General features: G+C 30.9%; 18 protein-coding genes. 15 read left to right on the forward strand and 3 right to left on the reverse strand.

Translation table 11 applies throughout. The annotated features are described in order from the left end of the window. Positions 1-69 precede the first annotated feature (69 nt). From BUA92_RS13175 to BUA92_RS13225, 11 genes are read left to right on the forward strand one after another with little or no spacing between them, the layout of a single operon-like run. A complete protein-coding gene (locus tag BUA92_RS13175; RefSeq protein WP_073020557.1) occupies positions 70-900 on the forward strand; it encodes a sirohydrochlorin cobaltochelatase in 831 nt (276 codons plus the stop codon). A gap of 15 nt (positions 901-915) precedes the next feature. Further along, complete coding sequence (locus tag BUA92_RS13180; protein WP_073020157.1) at positions 916-2,247, forward strand: cobyrinic acid a,c-diamide synthase CobB; 1,332 nt, start codon at positions 916-918, stop codon at positions 2,245-2,247. Positions 2,248-2,254: 7 nt separating this feature from the next. Further along, a complete protein-coding gene (locus BUA92_RS13185; protein ID WP_242950168.1) occupies positions 2,255-2,860 on the forward strand; it encodes a precorrin-8X methylmutase in 606 nt (201 codons plus the stop codon). Next, positions 2,860-3,951: a cobalt-precorrin-5B (C(1))-methyltransferase CbiD gene (gene cbiD / locus BUA92_RS13190; RefSeq protein ID WP_073020161.1), complete on the forward strand. Its 1,092-nt coding sequence runs from the start codon at positions 2,860-2,862 to the stop codon at positions 3,949-3,951. The genes BUA92_RS13185 and cbiD overlap by 1 nt, the downstream gene beginning before the upstream one ends. After that, positions 3,948-4,550: a precorrin-6y C5,15-methyltransferase (decarboxylating) subunit CbiE gene (cbiE, locus tag BUA92_RS13195; RefSeq protein WP_073020164.1), complete on the forward strand. Its 603-nt coding sequence runs from the start codon at positions 3,948-3,950 to the stop codon at positions 4,548-4,550. The genes cbiD and cbiE overlap by 4 nt, the downstream gene beginning before the upstream one ends. After that, a complete protein-coding gene (gene cbiT, locus BUA92_RS13200; protein WP_021804224.1) occupies positions 4,547-5,119 on the forward strand; it encodes a precorrin-6Y C5,15-methyltransferase (decarboxylating) subunit CbiT in 573 nt (190 codons plus the stop codon). The genes cbiE and cbiT overlap by 4 nt, the downstream gene beginning before the upstream one ends. Beyond that, positions 5,112-5,774, forward strand: a complete 663-nt coding sequence (locus BUA92_RS13205; RefSeq protein WP_073020166.1) for a cobalt-factor II C(20)-methyltransferase — start codon at positions 5,112-5,114, stop codon at positions 5,772-5,774. Before cbiT ends, BUA92_RS13205 begins: the two co-directional genes overlap by 8 nt. Before the next feature lie 11 nt (positions 5,775-5,785). Next, the gene (gene cobM, locus BUA92_RS13210; RefSeq protein ID WP_021804226.1) at positions 5,786-6,541 is read left to right on the forward strand and encodes a precorrin-4 C(11)-methyltransferase; all 756 of its coding nucleotides are present in this window, start codon (positions 5,786-5,788) and stop codon (positions 6,539-6,541) included. Further along, positions 6,542-7,513 (forward strand): cobalt-precorrin 5A hydrolase, encoded by a 972-nt coding sequence (gene cbiG / locus BUA92_RS13215; RefSeq protein ID WP_073020168.1) that lies wholly within the window; start codon positions 6,542-6,544, stop codon positions 7,511-7,513. A gap of 3 nt (positions 7,514-7,516) precedes the next feature. Next, positions 7,517-8,248 (forward strand): precorrin-3B C(17)-methyltransferase, encoded by a 732-nt coding sequence (cobJ, locus tag BUA92_RS13220; protein ID WP_073020170.1) that lies wholly within the window; start codon positions 7,517-7,519, stop codon positions 8,246-8,248. Then, positions 8,245-9,015, forward strand: coding sequence for a cobalt-precorrin-6A reductase (locus BUA92_RS13225; protein WP_073020172.1), 771 nt, complete (start codon positions 8,245-8,247; stop codon positions 9,013-9,015). The genes cobJ and BUA92_RS13225 overlap by 4 nt, the downstream gene beginning before the upstream one ends. A gap of 142 nt (positions 9,016-9,157) precedes the next feature. On the opposite strand, the gene proC is transcribed toward BUA92_RS13225, so the two are convergent. Genes proC through BUA92_RS23615 form a run of 3 tightly spaced genes read right to left on the reverse strand, consistent with a single transcriptional unit; the run spans position 9,158 to position 10,811 of the window. Next, positions 9,158-9,979: a pyrroline-5-carboxylate reductase gene (proC, locus tag BUA92_RS13230; RefSeq protein ID WP_073020175.1), complete on the reverse strand. Its 822-nt coding sequence runs from the start codon at positions 9,977-9,979 to the stop codon at positions 9,158-9,160. A gap of 51 nt (positions 9,980-10,030) precedes the next feature. Continuing rightward, a complete protein-coding gene (locus BUA92_RS13235) occupies positions 10,031-10,627 on the reverse strand; it encodes a DODA-type extradiol aromatic ring-opening family dioxygenase (protein ID WP_242950161.1) in 597 nt (198 codons plus the stop codon). Then, complete coding sequence (locus tag BUA92_RS23615; protein WP_242950163.1) at positions 10,617-10,811, reverse strand: class III extradiol ring-cleavage dioxygenase family protein; 195 nt, start codon at positions 10,809-10,811, stop codon at positions 10,617-10,619. The genes BUA92_RS13235 and BUA92_RS23615 overlap by 11 nt, the downstream gene beginning before the upstream one ends. A gap of 245 nt (positions 10,812-11,056) precedes the next feature. Between BUA92_RS23615 and BUA92_RS13240 the strand changes: the two genes are divergently transcribed. From BUA92_RS13240 to BUA92_RS13255, 4 genes are all read left to right on the forward strand, one after another. Further along, positions 11,057-12,823 (forward strand): methyl-accepting chemotaxis protein, encoded by a 1,767-nt coding sequence (locus tag BUA92_RS13240; RefSeq protein WP_073020177.1) that lies wholly within the window; start codon positions 11,057-11,059, stop codon positions 12,821-12,823. 109 nt (positions 12,824-12,932) lie between these two features. Then, positions 12,933-13,604 (forward strand): response regulator transcription factor, encoded by a 672-nt coding sequence (locus BUA92_RS13245; RefSeq protein WP_073020179.1) that lies wholly within the window; start codon positions 12,933-12,935, stop codon positions 13,602-13,604. Next, positions 13,604-14,674 carry a sensor histidine kinase gene (locus BUA92_RS13250; protein WP_073020182.1) on the forward strand — a complete coding sequence of 357 codons (1,071 nt, stop codon included), beginning with the start codon at positions 13,604-13,606 and terminating at the stop codon, positions 14,672-14,674. Before BUA92_RS13245 ends, BUA92_RS13250 begins: the two co-directional genes overlap by 1 nt. 362 nt (positions 14,675-15,036) lie before the next feature. Further along, the gene (locus BUA92_RS13255; RefSeq protein ID WP_083553534.1) at positions 15,037-15,507 is read left to right on the forward strand and encodes a MarR family winged helix-turn-helix transcriptional regulator; all 471 of its coding nucleotides are present in this window, start codon (positions 15,037-15,039) and stop codon (positions 15,505-15,507) included. The last annotated feature ends 27 nt before the right edge of the window (positions 15,508-15,534 follow it).

A 15,534-nucleotide genomic window follows, 5' to 3' on the forward strand; every position in this document is an offset into this window, starting at 1 on the left:
CCATTATATTTGTCTTGCACTTTTACCTCTATCCAAATGGATAGAGGTTTTTTTATAGGAGTTGAAGGAATGAAAAAAGCAATATTGATCACAAGTTTTGGAACATCTCACTTAGATACCTTAGATAAAACCATAGTGGTTATCGAAAAAGAAGTAGAGGAAAAATATAAAAATGAATATGATGTTTTTAGGGCGTTTACCTCACATATGATAATAAAAAGTTTAAAAGATAAGTATGATATGAATGTAATGACACCAGAGGAAGCTTTAAAAAATCTTAAGTTATGTGGATATGATGAAGTTGTTGTGCAACCTCTTCATATAATTCCAGGAGAAGAATATGACTATATAAAGAGAGTTGTAAATAGCTATAAAGAAAGCTTTAAGAGTTTGATTATAGGACGACCTTTATTATACTTCCAATCAGAAGAGGTTAATTTAGATTACGATGATTTAATTGATGAGCTTAAAAAAGTTATGCCAAAGGGAGAAAATGTTCTATTAGTAGGACATGGAACCAATCATCCAGCAAGCTCTTGTTATGGTTGTCTTCAAAATAGGTTTAGAGAACTAGATTATGATAATGCATTTGTAGGAACGGTTGAAGGTTACCCATCTATAGAAGGGGTAATTAAAACCTTGAAAAAATATAATGTTAAAGAAATAAATTTAACGCCATTCCTTTTAGTGGCAGGAGACCATGCTAAAAATGATATATTTTCTGAGGAAGAAGAATCTTGGTATCTAAGACTTAAAGAGGAAGATATAGAGGTTAAAAAGATATTTAAAGGTTTAGGAGAATATAAAGAAATTAGAAATATATATTTAAGACATCTAGAAGAAGCTATAAGTGGTAAATATGAAGGAATGGGTGAAAGTAAAAAGGGAATTATGAATTAAAATAAGGAGGTCCTTATGAAATCAATAATAATTGCATCTAACTGTTCAGGTGGAGGAAAAACCACATTTACTTTAGGTCTTATGAGATTACTTAAAGATAAAGGATATGATATTGCACCTTACAAAATTGGACCAGACTATATAGACCCAGCTTTTCATGAAAAGGTAACAGGAAATCCTTCTAGAAATCTTGATTATTTTTTGCAAGGAGAAGATGGGCTTAAAGCAGTTTATTCAAGAGGTAGAGGCGAAATTGGAATAATAGAAGGTGTAATGGGGGTATATGATGGTATGGGATGCACCTCAGAAGCCTCTACAGCACATGTATCTCAGCTTTTAGATATACCTGTGATTTTAGTACTTACCCCAAGAGCTTCAAGTGTTACCTTTGTTTCTGAAGTTAGTGGAATATTAGAGTTTTCAGGAACAGATTTTGCAGGAATAATACTCAATAATATAACTGAAAGTCATTATTCATTATTAAAAACTATATTTGATAAAAAGATAGATGTACCTCTTTTAGGATATGTACCTAAAGATGAAAGAATATCATTAAAATCAAGGCATCTAGGATTAGTTCAAAGTTCAGAAGTAGATGATTTAGATGAAAAAATATCTACAATAGCAGAGCTTATAGAGGATAATGTTGATGTTGATAGATTACTTAACTGCTTAGTAGAAACAGAAAGATTTAATGATAATTTTCACCTAAGGAAAAGGGGACTAAAAATAGGAATAGCTAGGGATAAGGCTTTTTCATTTTATTATAAGGAAAATATAGAGCTTTTAGAGGAAATAGGAGAGATTAAGTATTTTTCGCCTTTAGAGGATGAAAAGCTACCTGATAAACTTGACTTCATATATATAGGTGGAGGTTACCCAGAGGTTTTTAGAGAAGAGTTATCTAAAAATACAAGCTTCATACAAAGTCTTAAAGATAATCTTGAAGACGGTTTGCCTTGTTATGCAGAGTGTGGAGGCCTCATGTACCTTATGGAAGAAATAGAAGGGGAGAAAATGGTTGGCGTATTTAAAGGAGAATCAGTTATGACTGATAAACTAAATAACTTTGGATACACCTTTATAGATGTTAAAGAAAATTCCTTAATAAGAAGATCATTAAAAGTAAGAGCACATGAGTTTCATAAATCAACTATAAATTCTGATGAAGAGAAGGTTTATACTTTAGAGAAAAGAGCTTATGATGGAAGCTTGAAAAGTTGGAAATGTGGATATATTAAGAAAAATACTTTAGGAGCATATGCTCATATTCATTTTTTCTCAAATATAGAGTTTCTTAAAGAAATAATTAACAGTTGTAAGGAGAAGAGCCGTGGAGTACATTAAGAATCCAATGGAAATAGAGCAAAGAAGTTTTGAAATAATAGGGAGTGAGATGGGAGCTCATAACTTTACTGAGGAAGAACTTTCTATAGTAAAAAGAGTTATCCATACATCAGCAGATTTTGAATATAAAGATTTAGTTTATATAAGAGACGGTGCCATAGAGGAAGCTAAAAAGCTTCTTAAAAGTGGAGTAAAGATATACACAGATACAAACATGATTGCAGCTGGTATAAATAAAAAAGCTCTAAAACAGTTAGGGTGTGAAGTCATAACTTATGTATCTCTTGAAGAAGTAGCTAAAAAAGCTAAGGAAGAAAAAATAACTCGTTCAATGGCAGCTGTAGCTAAGGCATCAGAGGAAGGTGTAGAGTTTTTTGTATTTGGAAATGCACCTACAGCATTGTTTAATCTAAAGAGCTTATATGAAGTGGGAAAAGCTAATCCTAAGTTTATAATTGGAGCGCCTGTAGGATTTGTAGGGGCTAGGGAGTCTAAAGAAGAAATAGAACAACTTGATATTCCTATGATAACTATAAGGGGGAGAAAAGGTGGAAGTAATATAGCTGCAGCTATAGTAAATGCTCTTATGTATATGCTGGTGGAGAGAGAATAATGTTAGACATGTATGTTAATGCTGGAGGGAAAAAGCTAAGATGTGGTTATACCACAGGTTCTTGTGCAACTGGAGCTGCGAAGGCTGCTACCTTAATGCTTTATAAAGATCTTAATTTAGAGTTTATAGATATTGATACTCCAGCAGGAATACCACTTAAGCTTCCTATAAAAACTATAGAAAGAGGAGAAAACTTTGTTTCTTGTTGTGTAGTAAAGGATGGGGGAGATGACCCAGATGTAACCCACGGAATAGAAATATGGGCAACTGCTAAGAAATCAAAAGACAGATATTCTCTAAAAGGTGGAAAAGGTGTAGGGGTAGTTTGTGGAGAAGGTCTTTATATAAAAAAGGGAGAGGCCGCAATAAACCCAGTTCCAAGACTTATGATAGAAAAAGAAGTAACTAAAGTTCTTCCAGAAGATAAAGGAGTCGCGATAACTATTTTTGTTCCTGAAGGAGAAGAAGTAGCGAAAAGAACCTTTAATCCTAGGCTTAATATATTAGGTGGAATAAGTATACTTGGAACTTCAGGAATAGTTTATCCTATGTCAGAGGAAGCCTTAAAAGAAACTATTGAAATAGAAATGAAAGCTAAAGCTGCCTATTATGATGAGTTAATATTTATATTTGGAAATATGGGAGAGAAGTTTGGAGAGACATTAGGTTATGATAAAAATAAGATGGTAACTATATCTAATTATGTTGGATTTGCTTTAGAAGCAGCGAGATACTATTCTGTTAAGAAAGTTACTATAATAGGACATATAGGGAAACTTGGAAAAGTAGCAGCTGGTGCCTTTAATACACATTCAAAAGTTTGTGATATGAGACTTGAAGTTATAGCATTAGAACTAGCTTTAATAGGAGCTCCACTAGAATTAGTGACAGCTGTTTATAATGAAAAAACTACAGAAGGTGCTGTTAGGATAATTCCAGATGAATATAAGTCTATATATAAAACTATAGCTCTAAAAGCAAAAGCAAAAATGGAGCAGTATGTGATGAATGAGTTAACCTCAGAGGTTGTTTTATACTGGGGAGGAAAAGAAGCTAAACTTCTATTTAATAGTGAGGAGGAAAGAACTTGATTACTTTAGTTGGACTCGGGCCAGGAAGTAAAGAATACATGTTACTTAAAGCTATTGAGACCTTAAATAATAGCTCAATAATTATAGGATTTTCTAGAGCAGTGGAAAGTTTGGATTTTATATCTGCATCTAAGGTAGCGGTGAATAATTTAAAAGGTATAATAGAGTTTATAGAAAATAATCCTTCTGAAAATATAAGTATAGTAGCTTCTGGAGATCCGTGTTTTTATGGAGTACTTAATTATCTTAAAAGAAATATTAATGAAGAAATTACTGTAATTCCTGGAATAAGTTCTTTTCAGTATCTTATGAGTAAACTAGGGAAGCCTTGGCAAGAAGCAAAATTATCTTCTCTCCATGGACGAGAGGGAGATTTTATAAAAGAAGTTAGAGAGGTCAACTTATCTATATGGCTGACGGATAAGATAAATAACCCAACCAAGCTTGCAAAACAACTACATGATGAAAATATAGAATGTACCATTTATGTAGGAGAAAATCTTTCTTATGAGGATGAGAAAATTACTATAGGAAGTCCAAAAGAAGTAGCGTTAAAAGAGTTTAGTGAATTAAACATAATGGTGGTGGAGAGAACGTGAAATTTATAAAAGATGAAGAGTTCATAAGAGGAAAGGTTCCTATGACTAAAGAAGAAGTAAGAATTCTTTCCATAGCTAAATTAGAGTTAGAAAAAGATGATAAGATGTTAGATGTTGGAGCTGGAACAGGCTCAATATCTATTCAAATGAGTAAATTCTGTAAAGAAGTAACTGCTATTGAAAGAGATGAGGAAGCGTACGAATTAATTCTTCAAAATAAAGCTAAGTTTAGTTGTATCAACTTAGATATAATTAAAGGAGAAGCTTTAGAAGAATTGCAAAAGCTTTCTGGTGAAAGTTTTGATGGGATATTTATAGGTGGAACAGGTGGCAATTTAGAGAAAATAATTGAAGAAGGTCATAGAATATTAAAGCAAGATGGAAGAGTAGTTTTAAATTTTATTACTTTGGATAACTGCTATAAAGCTTGCGAAACCCTAAGAAAACTTAATTATAAAGTTGACATAACAGAGGTTCATATAAGTAAAAATAGAAATAATAGTTACATGATGATGAGCAATAATGGAATATATATTGTGAGTGGAAGAAAGGAAAAAATACATGAGTAAACTATATGGAATAGGGGTAGGACCTGGAGATTCAGAACTATTAACTTTAAAAGCAGTAAGAGCTATAGGAGAATCACAAGTAATAGTAGCACCATCTTCAGAAGAAGAGGGAGATAGCATAGCCTACGAAACTACAAAGGAATTTATAAAAGAAGGAACTGAAGTTATAATAGCTCATTTTCCAATGGGTAAAAAAAATACTGATGGAAAGGTACTAGAAGCTTATGAAATTATAAAAAATAGGCTTCAAGAAGGGAAAATAGTAAGTTTTTTAACTATAGGTGACCCTTTAGTATATTCCACTTATGTTCATTTATTAAGATATATACAAGAAAGCGGATTTAAGGTTGAAACTGTACCGGGAATAACTTCTTTCTGCGCATCTGCTGCACTAACTGGAAGGCCAGTAGTTATGGGAAATGAACCTCTTTTAGTACTTCCAGCAAGAAGAATTAATGATATAAAAGATGAAAAGTATGTTGTAATAATGAAGGTTTATAAAAGAGAAAAAGAAGTATTAGATGTACTTGAAGAAAAGGGATTTAACTATGTTATGGTTAGAAAAGCAGGGAGAGAAGGTCAAGTAATTACATCTAGCAGAGAAGAAATATTATCAGAATGTGAGTATATGTCTTTAATAATAGCTAATAGATAGGAGGAAGTAGCATGGTTTACTTTGTAGGGGCAGGCCCTGGGGATGTAGATTTAATAACAGTAAAGGGAAGAGAACTTATAAAAACTTGTGATGTGATTATTTATGCAGGTTCTTTAGTTAGTCCTAAGCACTTGGACTTCTGCAAAGAAGGTTGTAAGATATATGATTCTGCTAGCATGACCTTAGAAGAGGTTATAGAAGTGATGAAAGAAAATTCTCAAGGAGATTCTATAATAGTAAGACTTCATACAGGTGATCCTTCTATTTATGGGGCTATAAAAGAACAGATGGATGAACTTGAAAAGTTGAATATAGAATATACAGTTGTTCCGGGAGTGAGCTCATTTACAGCAGCGGCTTCTAGTATTAAAAGAGAGTTTACTCTTCCATCAGTAAGTCAAACTGTTATATTAACAAGAGTAGAAGGTAGAACGCCAGTACCAGAAAATGAATCTTTAGAAAGCTTAGCTTCACATAAGGCATCTATGGCATTGTTTCTTTCGGTAGGAATGATTGATAAAGTTGTCGAAAAACTTAAAAAAGGTTATGGAAGAGAAGATGTTCCTGTAGCTGTTATAGAGAGAGCTACTTGGGAAGATGAGAGAATAATTATAGGCACACTAGAGGATATAGCAGTAAAAGTAAAAGAAGCTGGAATTAAGAAGTTTGCTCAAATATTAGTTGGAGATTTTATAGACAGTGAGTATGAAAAATCTCTACTATATGATAAGACATTTACTCACGAATTTAGAAAGGGAGTAAAATAGATGATTTATATCCTTAGTGTTTCGAGCCTAGGCGATATTTTGGGAGAAAAGCTAAGTAAGAATTTCAGCAGCGTATATTTCTCTAAAGATAAGATTAAAGCAGTTGGTCTAAATGAAATAACAAAAGAAGCTATGGAAAAAGCAAAAGGAATAATATTTATCTCATCTACAGGAATAGCTGTAAGGGCTATTGCGACCTATTTAAAAGGAAAAACAATAGATCCTGGAGTTGTTGTTGTAGATGCTAAAGGAGAATATGCTATATCTCTTTTAAGTGGACATTTAGGTGGAGGAAATGAACTTGCAGTAAAAGTTAGTGAAATTCTAAAGGCTATGCCAATTATAACCACAGCAACAGATTCTTTAGGTGTAAAAGCTCCTGATATGATATCAAAGGAAAATAATTTATTAATATCTGATATGAAAAAAGCTAAGGATATATCAGCTTTTTTAATAGAAGGGAAAAAAGTTGTATTTGAAGATGAAGATAAAATTATAGATATTCCTAAAGGATATATTGAATGTACTGAAGGTAGTGAGAACTTACCTAAAGTTAAAGTCACTAATAAAATAAGTGGTTCAGAAGCTTTAGTTTTAGTAAGGAAAAATCTCATCTTAGGAATCGGTTGTAGGAAAGATGTACCTAAAGAAAAAATGTTAAATTTTATAAGAGAAAGTTTAAAAGAGTACGGATATAGAGAAGATTCCGTATTAAAAATATCCACCATAGATTTAAAGTCTAAGGAAGAGGCTATCTTAAATATTTCTCAAGTTTTTAGCGTTCCTTTAGAAATTCATTCTAGGGGTGAGGTTAGGAAAATAGAGCATTTATTTAAGTGTAGCGATTTTGTTAGAAAATCTATAGGTGTTGGAGCAGTTGCAGAACCCTGTGTTTATTTAAGCGGGGGAGAAATTGTTGTTGAGAGAATATCAAAAGAAGGAATGACTCTTTGCATAGGAGAAGGGAGATAATAGATGGGTAAATTATATGTAATAGGTATAGGACCTGGTGGATTAGATCAAATGTCTATAAAAGCAAAAGAGGTTTTGGAAAAGATTGACGTAATAGTAGGATATGTTAAATACATAGATATGGTAAAACCCTTAATAAAGGATAAAGAAATATATTCAAATGGAATGAAAGGTGAAGAAGCTAGATGTATAGAGGCTTTGAAACTTTCAGAGGATAAGGATGTAGCAGTTATAAGTACTGGAGATTCAGGGATTTATGGAATGGCTGGACTTATATTAGAACTTAAAGAAAAAAATCATGATGTTGAAGTTATTCCCGGAATAACAGCATCTTCAGCAGCGGGATCAGTACTTGGAGCACCACTTATGCATGATAACTGTAACATTTCACTTTCTGACCTTATGACAGATTATGAGCTTATTAAAAAGAGAATAAAATTGGCTGCAGAAGGTGATTTTATTATTTCTTTATATAATCCTAAATCTAAAGGAAGACCAGACTATTTAAAAGAATCTATAGAAATAATAAAAGAATTTAGAGATGATTCTACACCTATTGGGATAGTTAAAAATGCTTTAAGAGATGGACAAGAAGCTTATCTAACAACTATAGGTGAGTTTACTGATGAAAATGTAGATATGATGAGTATAGTTATCATAGGAAATTCTCAAAGTTATATAAAAGATGGTTTCTTTATTACCCCTAGAGGCTATAAACTGGAGCAAAAGAAATGATTGGAATAATTGTTGGAACTTCAGAAGGAAGAGAATTACTTAAGGGACTAAACGAGTTTACTGAGGATATATTTGTATCTACAGCTACTAGCTATGGAGGAGACTTATTAAAAGAATATAGGTATAAAATTCTTAATACAAAACCTTTAAACAAGGAAGAACTTGAAGAGAAGTTTAAAGAGTTAGATATTAATTTGCTGATAGATGCCTCACATCCTTATGCTGTAGAAGTTTCTAAAAATGTAATAGAGGTATGTAATAAGCTTAGGATTGTCTATTTAAGATATGAAAGAAAAGGTATATTAGAAGAGTTCAAAGAATGCTCACAGGTAAATATAGTTTCTAATTTTGAAGAACTAGAAGAAAAACTAAAAGTATTTGATGGTACTATCTTAAATACCACAGGAAGTAAAAGCGTTGAAAAAATACTCAAAATGAACTTAAAAAATAGATTTATGCATAGGGTACTGCCATCTATAGAGGTCATGAAAAAGATGATAGAACTTGGAGTTAGCCCTGATGATATAATAGCTCTAAAAGGATCTCACTCAGAGGAATTTAATAGAGCGTGCCTAAAGGAATTTAATTGCAAGGGAATATTGATGAAAGATTCAGGAAAAGAAGGCGGAACTAGAGAAAAGATAATGGCAGCACTTAAAGAAGAGGTAGAGGTCTTTGTAATGGATAAAGAAAGAATTAAGTATCCTAAGGTATTTTATGAGATTTCAGAACTAGTGAGTTTTGTAAAAATCTATGTGAGTACATAAATTCGTAAATATATATTTAAATATTTATATATTTAAATGCGCAAATGCTTATCTGCATATCTGAACATTTAATCATTTGCACATTTGAGCAAAAAAAAGCAACTGCAATAGTAGCTAAAAACTACTGGTGCAATTGCCTTTTTTATTTTGAATTTTGACTATTCATTTTTATAGCTTTTTTAGTGCAGCTATCTACTGCCTCTATGACAGAACCTCTAAAATTATTTTTCTCGAGAGTATAAACAGCTTCTATAGTTGTTCCACCAGGAGAACATACCATATCCTTTAAGGCTCCAGGATGAAGATTTGTTTCTAAAACCATTTTAGCTGAACCTAAAACTGCTTGAGCTGCTATTTTATAGGCTTTGTCCCTTGGAACACCTTGAAGTACCGCGCCATCTGCCATAGCTTCAATAAACATATAAACAAGTGCAGGAGAAGAACCTCCTATGGCAAGAGTTTTATCTATCATTGCTTCAGGAATAATCTCTGTTTTACCTATACTATTAAACATATCTGTTATTAAGGCAAATTCATCATGGCTAACAGCTGAATTTTTACATAATAAAGTTATGCTTTCATTAACAAGTGCAGCCGTATTTGGCATAGTTCTAATTACTTTTATGTTTGAAAAGAAATTTTTCTCAACGAAATCTATGCTTACTCCAGCTGCTATGGTTACTATTAAAACATCTTCTTTTATATAGTCCTTAATTTCTTTAATTACATCACTATAAAAGTGTGGTTTAACAGCTAAAACTAATATATCTGACTTTTTAGCAACTGATATATTATCCCCAGGATAGATTTCTATTCCGTATTTATCACGGCAAATATCAAGTTTATTTTTAGATGGGTTTGATGCAATAACATTTTCTTTAGAAATAAAGTTAGATGTTATTATACCTCCTATAATGGCTTGAGCCATATTTCCACACCCAATAAATCCAATAGTTTTATTCATAAAATAGCCTCCTTTTTCTAAATATATTTTATCATAAAGGAGGCCTCATAATTAACTAAATCTGAATAAATCTAAGGCTAAATTACCATATTGGAAGGTGCTTATCAAAGATTCACCATCTTTAGAGTGATCACCTGCACCCATAGCAATGAGTAGAGGGATAAAATGTTCATTTCTAGGAACCGCTAAAGATGCACTTGGAGCTAAACTTTCATATTTAAAAAGTTTATCAGTATCCCATTCTTCTATAGCTTTCTTAATCCAATTATTGAAATCTAAAGCCCAAGAATCTATAGAATTTTCTTTATAGAAATCAACCATTCCAAGATTGTGAACTATACCACCACTAGCAATAATTAATATGTCTTCATCTTTTAGTGGGGATAGAGCTTTACCTATTTCATATTGAGATTTATTAGACAGCTTTGGATTAACAGACATTGTTATTACGGGAATATCTATATTAGGAAACATAAGCTTTAGTACTGACCAAGCCCCGTGGTCAATACCCCTAGAAAAATCTAACTTACTATCAATATTATTTTGAGTTAGAATACTTTGAATTTTTTTTGCTAATATTGAATCAGAGCTAGCTGGATAGTTTACCTCATATAATTCTCTTGGAAATCCATAAAAATCATATATCATATATCATATCATAAGGTTTCATTGCACCTATTAATTGTATATCTGATTCCCAGTGAGCTGAGAAAATTATTATGGCTTTAGGTTTATTTATAGTTTTAGCATATTGCTTTAAATATTCAGTATATTTATTATTTTCGAATACTAGAGTTGGAGCCCCGTGGGCTACAAAAATACTTTGATTCATAGGAACACATCCTTATAAAAAATTATTGACTTACTATTTGTTAGTTAATATTATAAGATAATAAATTGAGGTTTGCAATAGTTAAATTAAAGAAAAAAATTAGTTGAGGAAAAATAAAGAAAGAAGTAAATTAATTTGGTATAATAGGAAATATATGTTGACAATAGAATTTGAGATTGTTATTCTTTAAACTAAGCATAGAGATAATGAATTTCAATTGAATTAAAATACAGGGAGAGGTTAGAGTGAGCAGTAGTAAACAAGGTAGTATATTTAGTCTTAATTCTATAAAGAAAAAAATGATTTTAGGCTTTTTGTCGGTGATATTAATAAACCTTATAGCTTTTTTAGGACTTGAAATTTTCAATTCCTATAAGCAAATGAAGGAAGAAGCATTAGATAAAAGTTATGCTTATGCAGAACATATTGAAAAGGTAGTATCACCTATAGGAATAGAGCAAACTGAAAAATTGCAAGAGAAAATAAAAGAATTACTTGAGCAATATCCATTAGTAGATTCTATAGGAATAGTTAATGATAAATTAGGATATGTTGCAAATACTAATAAGGGATTAGTGGGACAATCATTTAATAATGAATATACTAAAGATTTAATTTCAAATAATAAAGCATTAAGTTTTTCATTAGAAGAAAACTCAGAAGCCAATTACTATTCGGCAGTTCCTCTATACAAAACAGGTTCTTCAACAAGTTTTGCAGGGACAACGGATGCAGTATCATCAGCTACGACTTCACAAGAAAGTGGGACTGATGGAGTAGCAGCAGCAAGTGCAAAGGTTAATATATCTGGATTAGTTATTGTGAAGATGGATAATGAAGCAATGCTTCAAGGGCTAAAAGAAAAGATAGTTGATATATCAATAATATCGATTATAGTATTTTTAGTATCTATAGGTATAGCTGTAATCATATCTTTAAGTATAACGAAACCTTTAGTAAAGATACGAGATTACTTAAAGGAAATGGCATTAGGAGATTTAACCCAAGAAATAAATATAAAGTCAAAAGATGAGCTTAAAGATTTAAGTTTAAACATAAGTAGTACAAATGGAAGTTTGAGAAAAATGATTTCTGATATAAAGGTGGTTTCTAAGGACATAGAGGAATATTCAAAAGAACTTAAATTATCTTCAGAAGGGGTAGCTAGTGCTAGTGAAGAAATAAGCAGTACAATGAATAGCGTAGCTGATAGTACTTCAGTACAAAATGATAATCTATCTGAAGCCATGAATAAGCTTAAAGAATTAGCTTATTCATTAGAGGAAATTAGTTTAGAAATTCATACAATGGAGAAAGAAAGCACATCAATTAGGTCCATGGCTGATGATGGAACAGAAAAAATTAATTATGTAGTAAAAAGCATGGAGGATATGCGAGAATCTTTTGAAGAAATGTCAAGTGGAATAAAGGTTCTAGATGATAACATAATTGAAATTAATTCAATAAGTGAAACTATAAATAATGTTGCAAAGCAAACCAACTTACTTTCTTTAAATGCAGCAATTGAAGCATCAAGAGCAAATGAAGCTGGAAATGGTTTTGCAGTTGTTGCAAACGAAGTTAAAAAATTAGCAGAGCAAACATTAGAATCTTCAGAAATTATAGCAAAACTTATAAAAAATATATCAAATAATTCAAAAATGGTATCAGATACAGCCATGAAATCTATAGATAAATTTGAAGAACAGTCAGAAATAATATCTAATACAATTGTTGCATTTGATACTATCGTTAATCAAATAAATGTAGTAATTCCTAAAATAAATAATGTATCAACGATAATAAAAAATACTAATACAATAAAAGATAAAGTGATGAATAATGTTCAGAATATAAGTTCGGAATCAGAAGAACTGTCAGCTTCTGTAGAAGAGGTTACTCAATCAGTAGAAGAACAGTCAGCTACAATTGTAGACTTATCAGGACTATCTGATAGGCTTCATGAAACGGCTAGAGATATGATTGAGGCAGTAAAACATTTTAAAATTTAATAATAAAAATAAGGTTGTTTTCAATTAATGGAAATAACCTTATTTTTATTTAAATTCAGTTTAAAAAAGTTGTGTAGAATTATAATAAATAAAGAGAGGTGAAATCAATATGAGCAAAATACTTATAGTTGATGATGATCCATATATTAGAGAGTTAGTAAAGGTACTTTTGAAAAATGAGGGATTTGATATACTAGAGGCTTCTGATGGAGTAGAGGCACTTGTAGAAATTCAAAAAGAAAAGGTTAATATTGCGGTTATTGATATAATGATGCCTAATATGGATGGTTGGGATTTATGTAAGGAAATTAGAAAATACTATGATATGCCTATACTTATGCTTACAGCTAAGGGGGACATAACACAGAAAGTAAAGGGCTTTGAGCTAGGAACTGATGACTATATGGTTAAACCTTTTGAACCATTAGAATTAGTAGCTAGAGTAAAAGCTTTGCTTAAAAGATATCTTATAACTGCTTCTGAAATAATAGAGGTTGGAGAGTTATCAATTAATCACAAAACTTATGAGGTAACAGATAGAGGTGAAAATTTAAACTTACCTTTAAAAGAATTTGAACTTTTGTTTAAGCTTGGAAGTTATCCAGGAAGAACTTTTTCAAGGGATGAATTAATTGAAGATATATGGGGTTATGATTTTGAAGGCAATGAAAGAACTCTAGATGTTCATGTTAATAGGCTTAGAGAAAGATTTCCAGAAAACAAATATTCCTTTAAGATAAAGACAATTAGAGGCCTTGGATATAGGATAGAGGTGAAATAATGAGATTTAGAAAAGGTAAAATTCATAATATCGTTGGAGTTCTCTTAGGATTAATTGTATTAAGTGCATTTATTATGTTAGCTTTCTTTATCACTAGTTTTATTTATAAGACTATAGGGAAAACTCCTAATATACTGATTACTCAGATGATAAATTCCCTTTTAGGAATATTTTTTCTAGTTACAACAATATTTTCAACAATTAATTTTGGCAGCAAAAACTATAGGGAGTATCAAATCAACATGTTTAAATCTATAGTAGAAGCAATGGAAAAAATGTCAAAAGGAGATTTTAATGTAAAACTAGAGTATGATCATAACAAAATTAAACCATTTGTGGCCTTAGTAAAAGGGGTTAATAGCATGGCTTTAGAGCTAAGTACAATGGAAAAAATGAGGCAAGAATTTGTTTCTAATGTTTCCCACGAGATTCAATCTCCTCTAACTTCCATAAAAGGTTTTGCACAAGTATTGAGAAATAATAATTTGAGTGAAGAAGAGAGGGTTCATTACTTAAATATTATTGAAACTGAAAGTACTAGATTATCCAAACTAGGGGATAATTTGCTTAAACTAGCGACTTTAGATTCAGATCAAGTTGAGCTTCAACTTAAAAGCTATAGATTAGATAAACAGATAAGGAGCACTATATTATCTCTTGAGCCTCATTGGGAAAGAAAAAATATTAAATTTGAAATATTTATGGAGGAAGTAGAGATAATAGGAGATGAAGGAATGCTTAATCAAGTGTGGACTAATTTAATTCATAATAGTATAAAGTTCACAGAAGAAAATGGACAAATAAAAATATATTTAAGCCAAGTTCAAGATAAAGTTGAGTTTAAGATAATAGATACTGGAATAGGAATTGATGAAGAGGAGCAACTGCATATTTTTGAACGTTTTTATAAAGCTGATAAAGCTAGAGCTAGATCAATTGGGGGTAATGGATTGGGTCTTTCAATAGTAAAAAGAATTATTGAAGTTCACAAAGGTTCAATAGAGGTTCAAAGTGAGTTAGGTAATGGAAGTACATTTACTATTTATTTATCTAGTAAGTTTATTAAGTAGTTTAAATTCAGTTTATAAATATGATATATACTGTTGACCTTGACCTTAGGTTATGAATTATTATAGTAAATATAAATTGTTATTGTAGCAATAAACAATTAGTAAGAATATAATTTTAGGGTGAAAATTAATTAGGTAGCTAACTAAAATTTTTGTGAACAAAACGATGTGAAAATATTTACATTAGTTAATTTAAACACAACAAACTATAAATATTATATAGATAAAGCAAGTAAATACCCTATTTGCATAATCTGAAATGATATTAATGTTTTATTAATAAATTGGAATTATAAAGATATTGACTAAAAATATTTATGGTGGTAATATAATAAATAGTTTAGTTGCCTAACTAATTGGAGGTGAGAGAAATAGAACAGAATTATGGAGAATCATTATATGGAATTTTTCATCAAGTTATAAAACTCAACTTTCATAGAGCCCATCAATTGTTGGAAAAGATAGGTCTTCATCCTGGTCAAGCTCATTTGTTAGGGGTAATAGGGCATGAAGAAGGAATTAGTCAAAATCAACTTGCAAAAGTTCTTAATATAAAACCTGCTACAGTTACAGGGATGATAAAGAAATTAGAAAAGGCAGGATTTATTAAAAGAAAAGTTGATGAAGCAGATCAAAGAGTTATGAGAGTTTACACAACAGAAATTGGCAAGGAATTAAGTTTAGAGCTTAAAAGTTATTATAATGGAATCAAAAAGGAATGTTTTAAAAATTTTACTGAAGATGAGCTAGTAATTTTCAGAAGATTATTAATGCAGATGAAAAGTAATTTAGAAGAAATTACAAATAAAAATTTAGATAACTGCAATGATTAATGTAAGACTATGTGAATGGAGATGAAA

The organism is Clostridium intestinale DSM 6191 (genome assembly GCF_900130055.1).
GTDB classification, from domain to species: domain Bacteria; phylum Bacillota; class Clostridia; order Clostridiales; family Clostridiaceae; genus Clostridium_T; species Clostridium_T intestinale.

Excerpts from the sequence above, each read along its gene's own strand:
- BUA92_RS13175 (WP_073020557.1), top strand. The coding sequence starts at position 70 with ATGAAAAAAGCAATATTGATCACAAGTTTTGGAACATCTCACTTAGAT.
- BUA92_RS13180 (WP_073020157.1), top strand. The coding sequence starts at position 916 with ATGAAATCAATAATAATTGCATCTAACTGTTCAGGTGGAGGAAAAACC.
- BUA92_RS13185 (WP_242950168.1), top strand. The coding sequence starts at position 2,255 with ATGGAAATAGAGCAAAGAAGTTTTGAAATAATAGGGAGTGAGATGGGA.
- cbiD (WP_073020161.1), top strand. The coding sequence starts at position 2,860 with ATGTTAGACATGTATGTTAATGCTGGAGGGAAAAAGCTAAGATGTGGT.
- BUA92_RS13205 (WP_073020166.1), top strand. The coding sequence starts at position 5,112 with ATGAGTAAACTATATGGAATAGGGGTAGGACCTGGAGATTCAGAACTA.
- cobM (WP_021804226.1), top strand. The coding sequence starts at position 5,786 with ATGGTTTACTTTGTAGGGGCAGGCCCTGGGGATGTAGATTTAATAACA.
- cbiG (WP_073020168.1), top strand. The coding sequence starts at position 6,542 with ATGATTTATATCCTTAGTGTTTCGAGCCTAGGCGATATTTTGGGAGAA.
- cobJ (WP_073020170.1), top strand. The coding sequence starts at position 7,517 with ATGGGTAAATTATATGTAATAGGTATAGGACCTGGTGGATTAGATCAA.
- BUA92_RS13225 (WP_073020172.1), top strand. The coding sequence starts at position 8,245 with ATGATTGGAATAATTGTTGGAACTTCAGAAGGAAGAGAATTACTTAAG.
- proC (WP_073020175.1), bottom strand. The coding sequence starts at position 9,979 with ATGAATAAAACTATTGGATTTATTGGGTGTGGAAATATGGCTCAAGCC.
- BUA92_RS13235 (WP_242950161.1), bottom strand. The coding sequence starts at position 10,627 with ATGATATATGATTTTTATGGATTTCCAAGAGAATTATATGAGGTAAAC.
- BUA92_RS23615 (WP_242950163.1), bottom strand. The coding sequence starts at position 10,811 with ATGAATCAAAGTATTTTTGTAGCCCACGGGGCTCCAACTCTAGTATTC.
- BUA92_RS13245 (WP_073020179.1), top strand. The coding sequence starts at position 12,933 with ATGAGCAAAATACTTATAGTTGATGATGATCCATATATTAGAGAGTTA.
- BUA92_RS13250 (WP_073020182.1), top strand. The coding sequence starts at position 13,604 with ATGAGATTTAGAAAAGGTAAAATTCATAATATCGTTGGAGTTCTCTTA.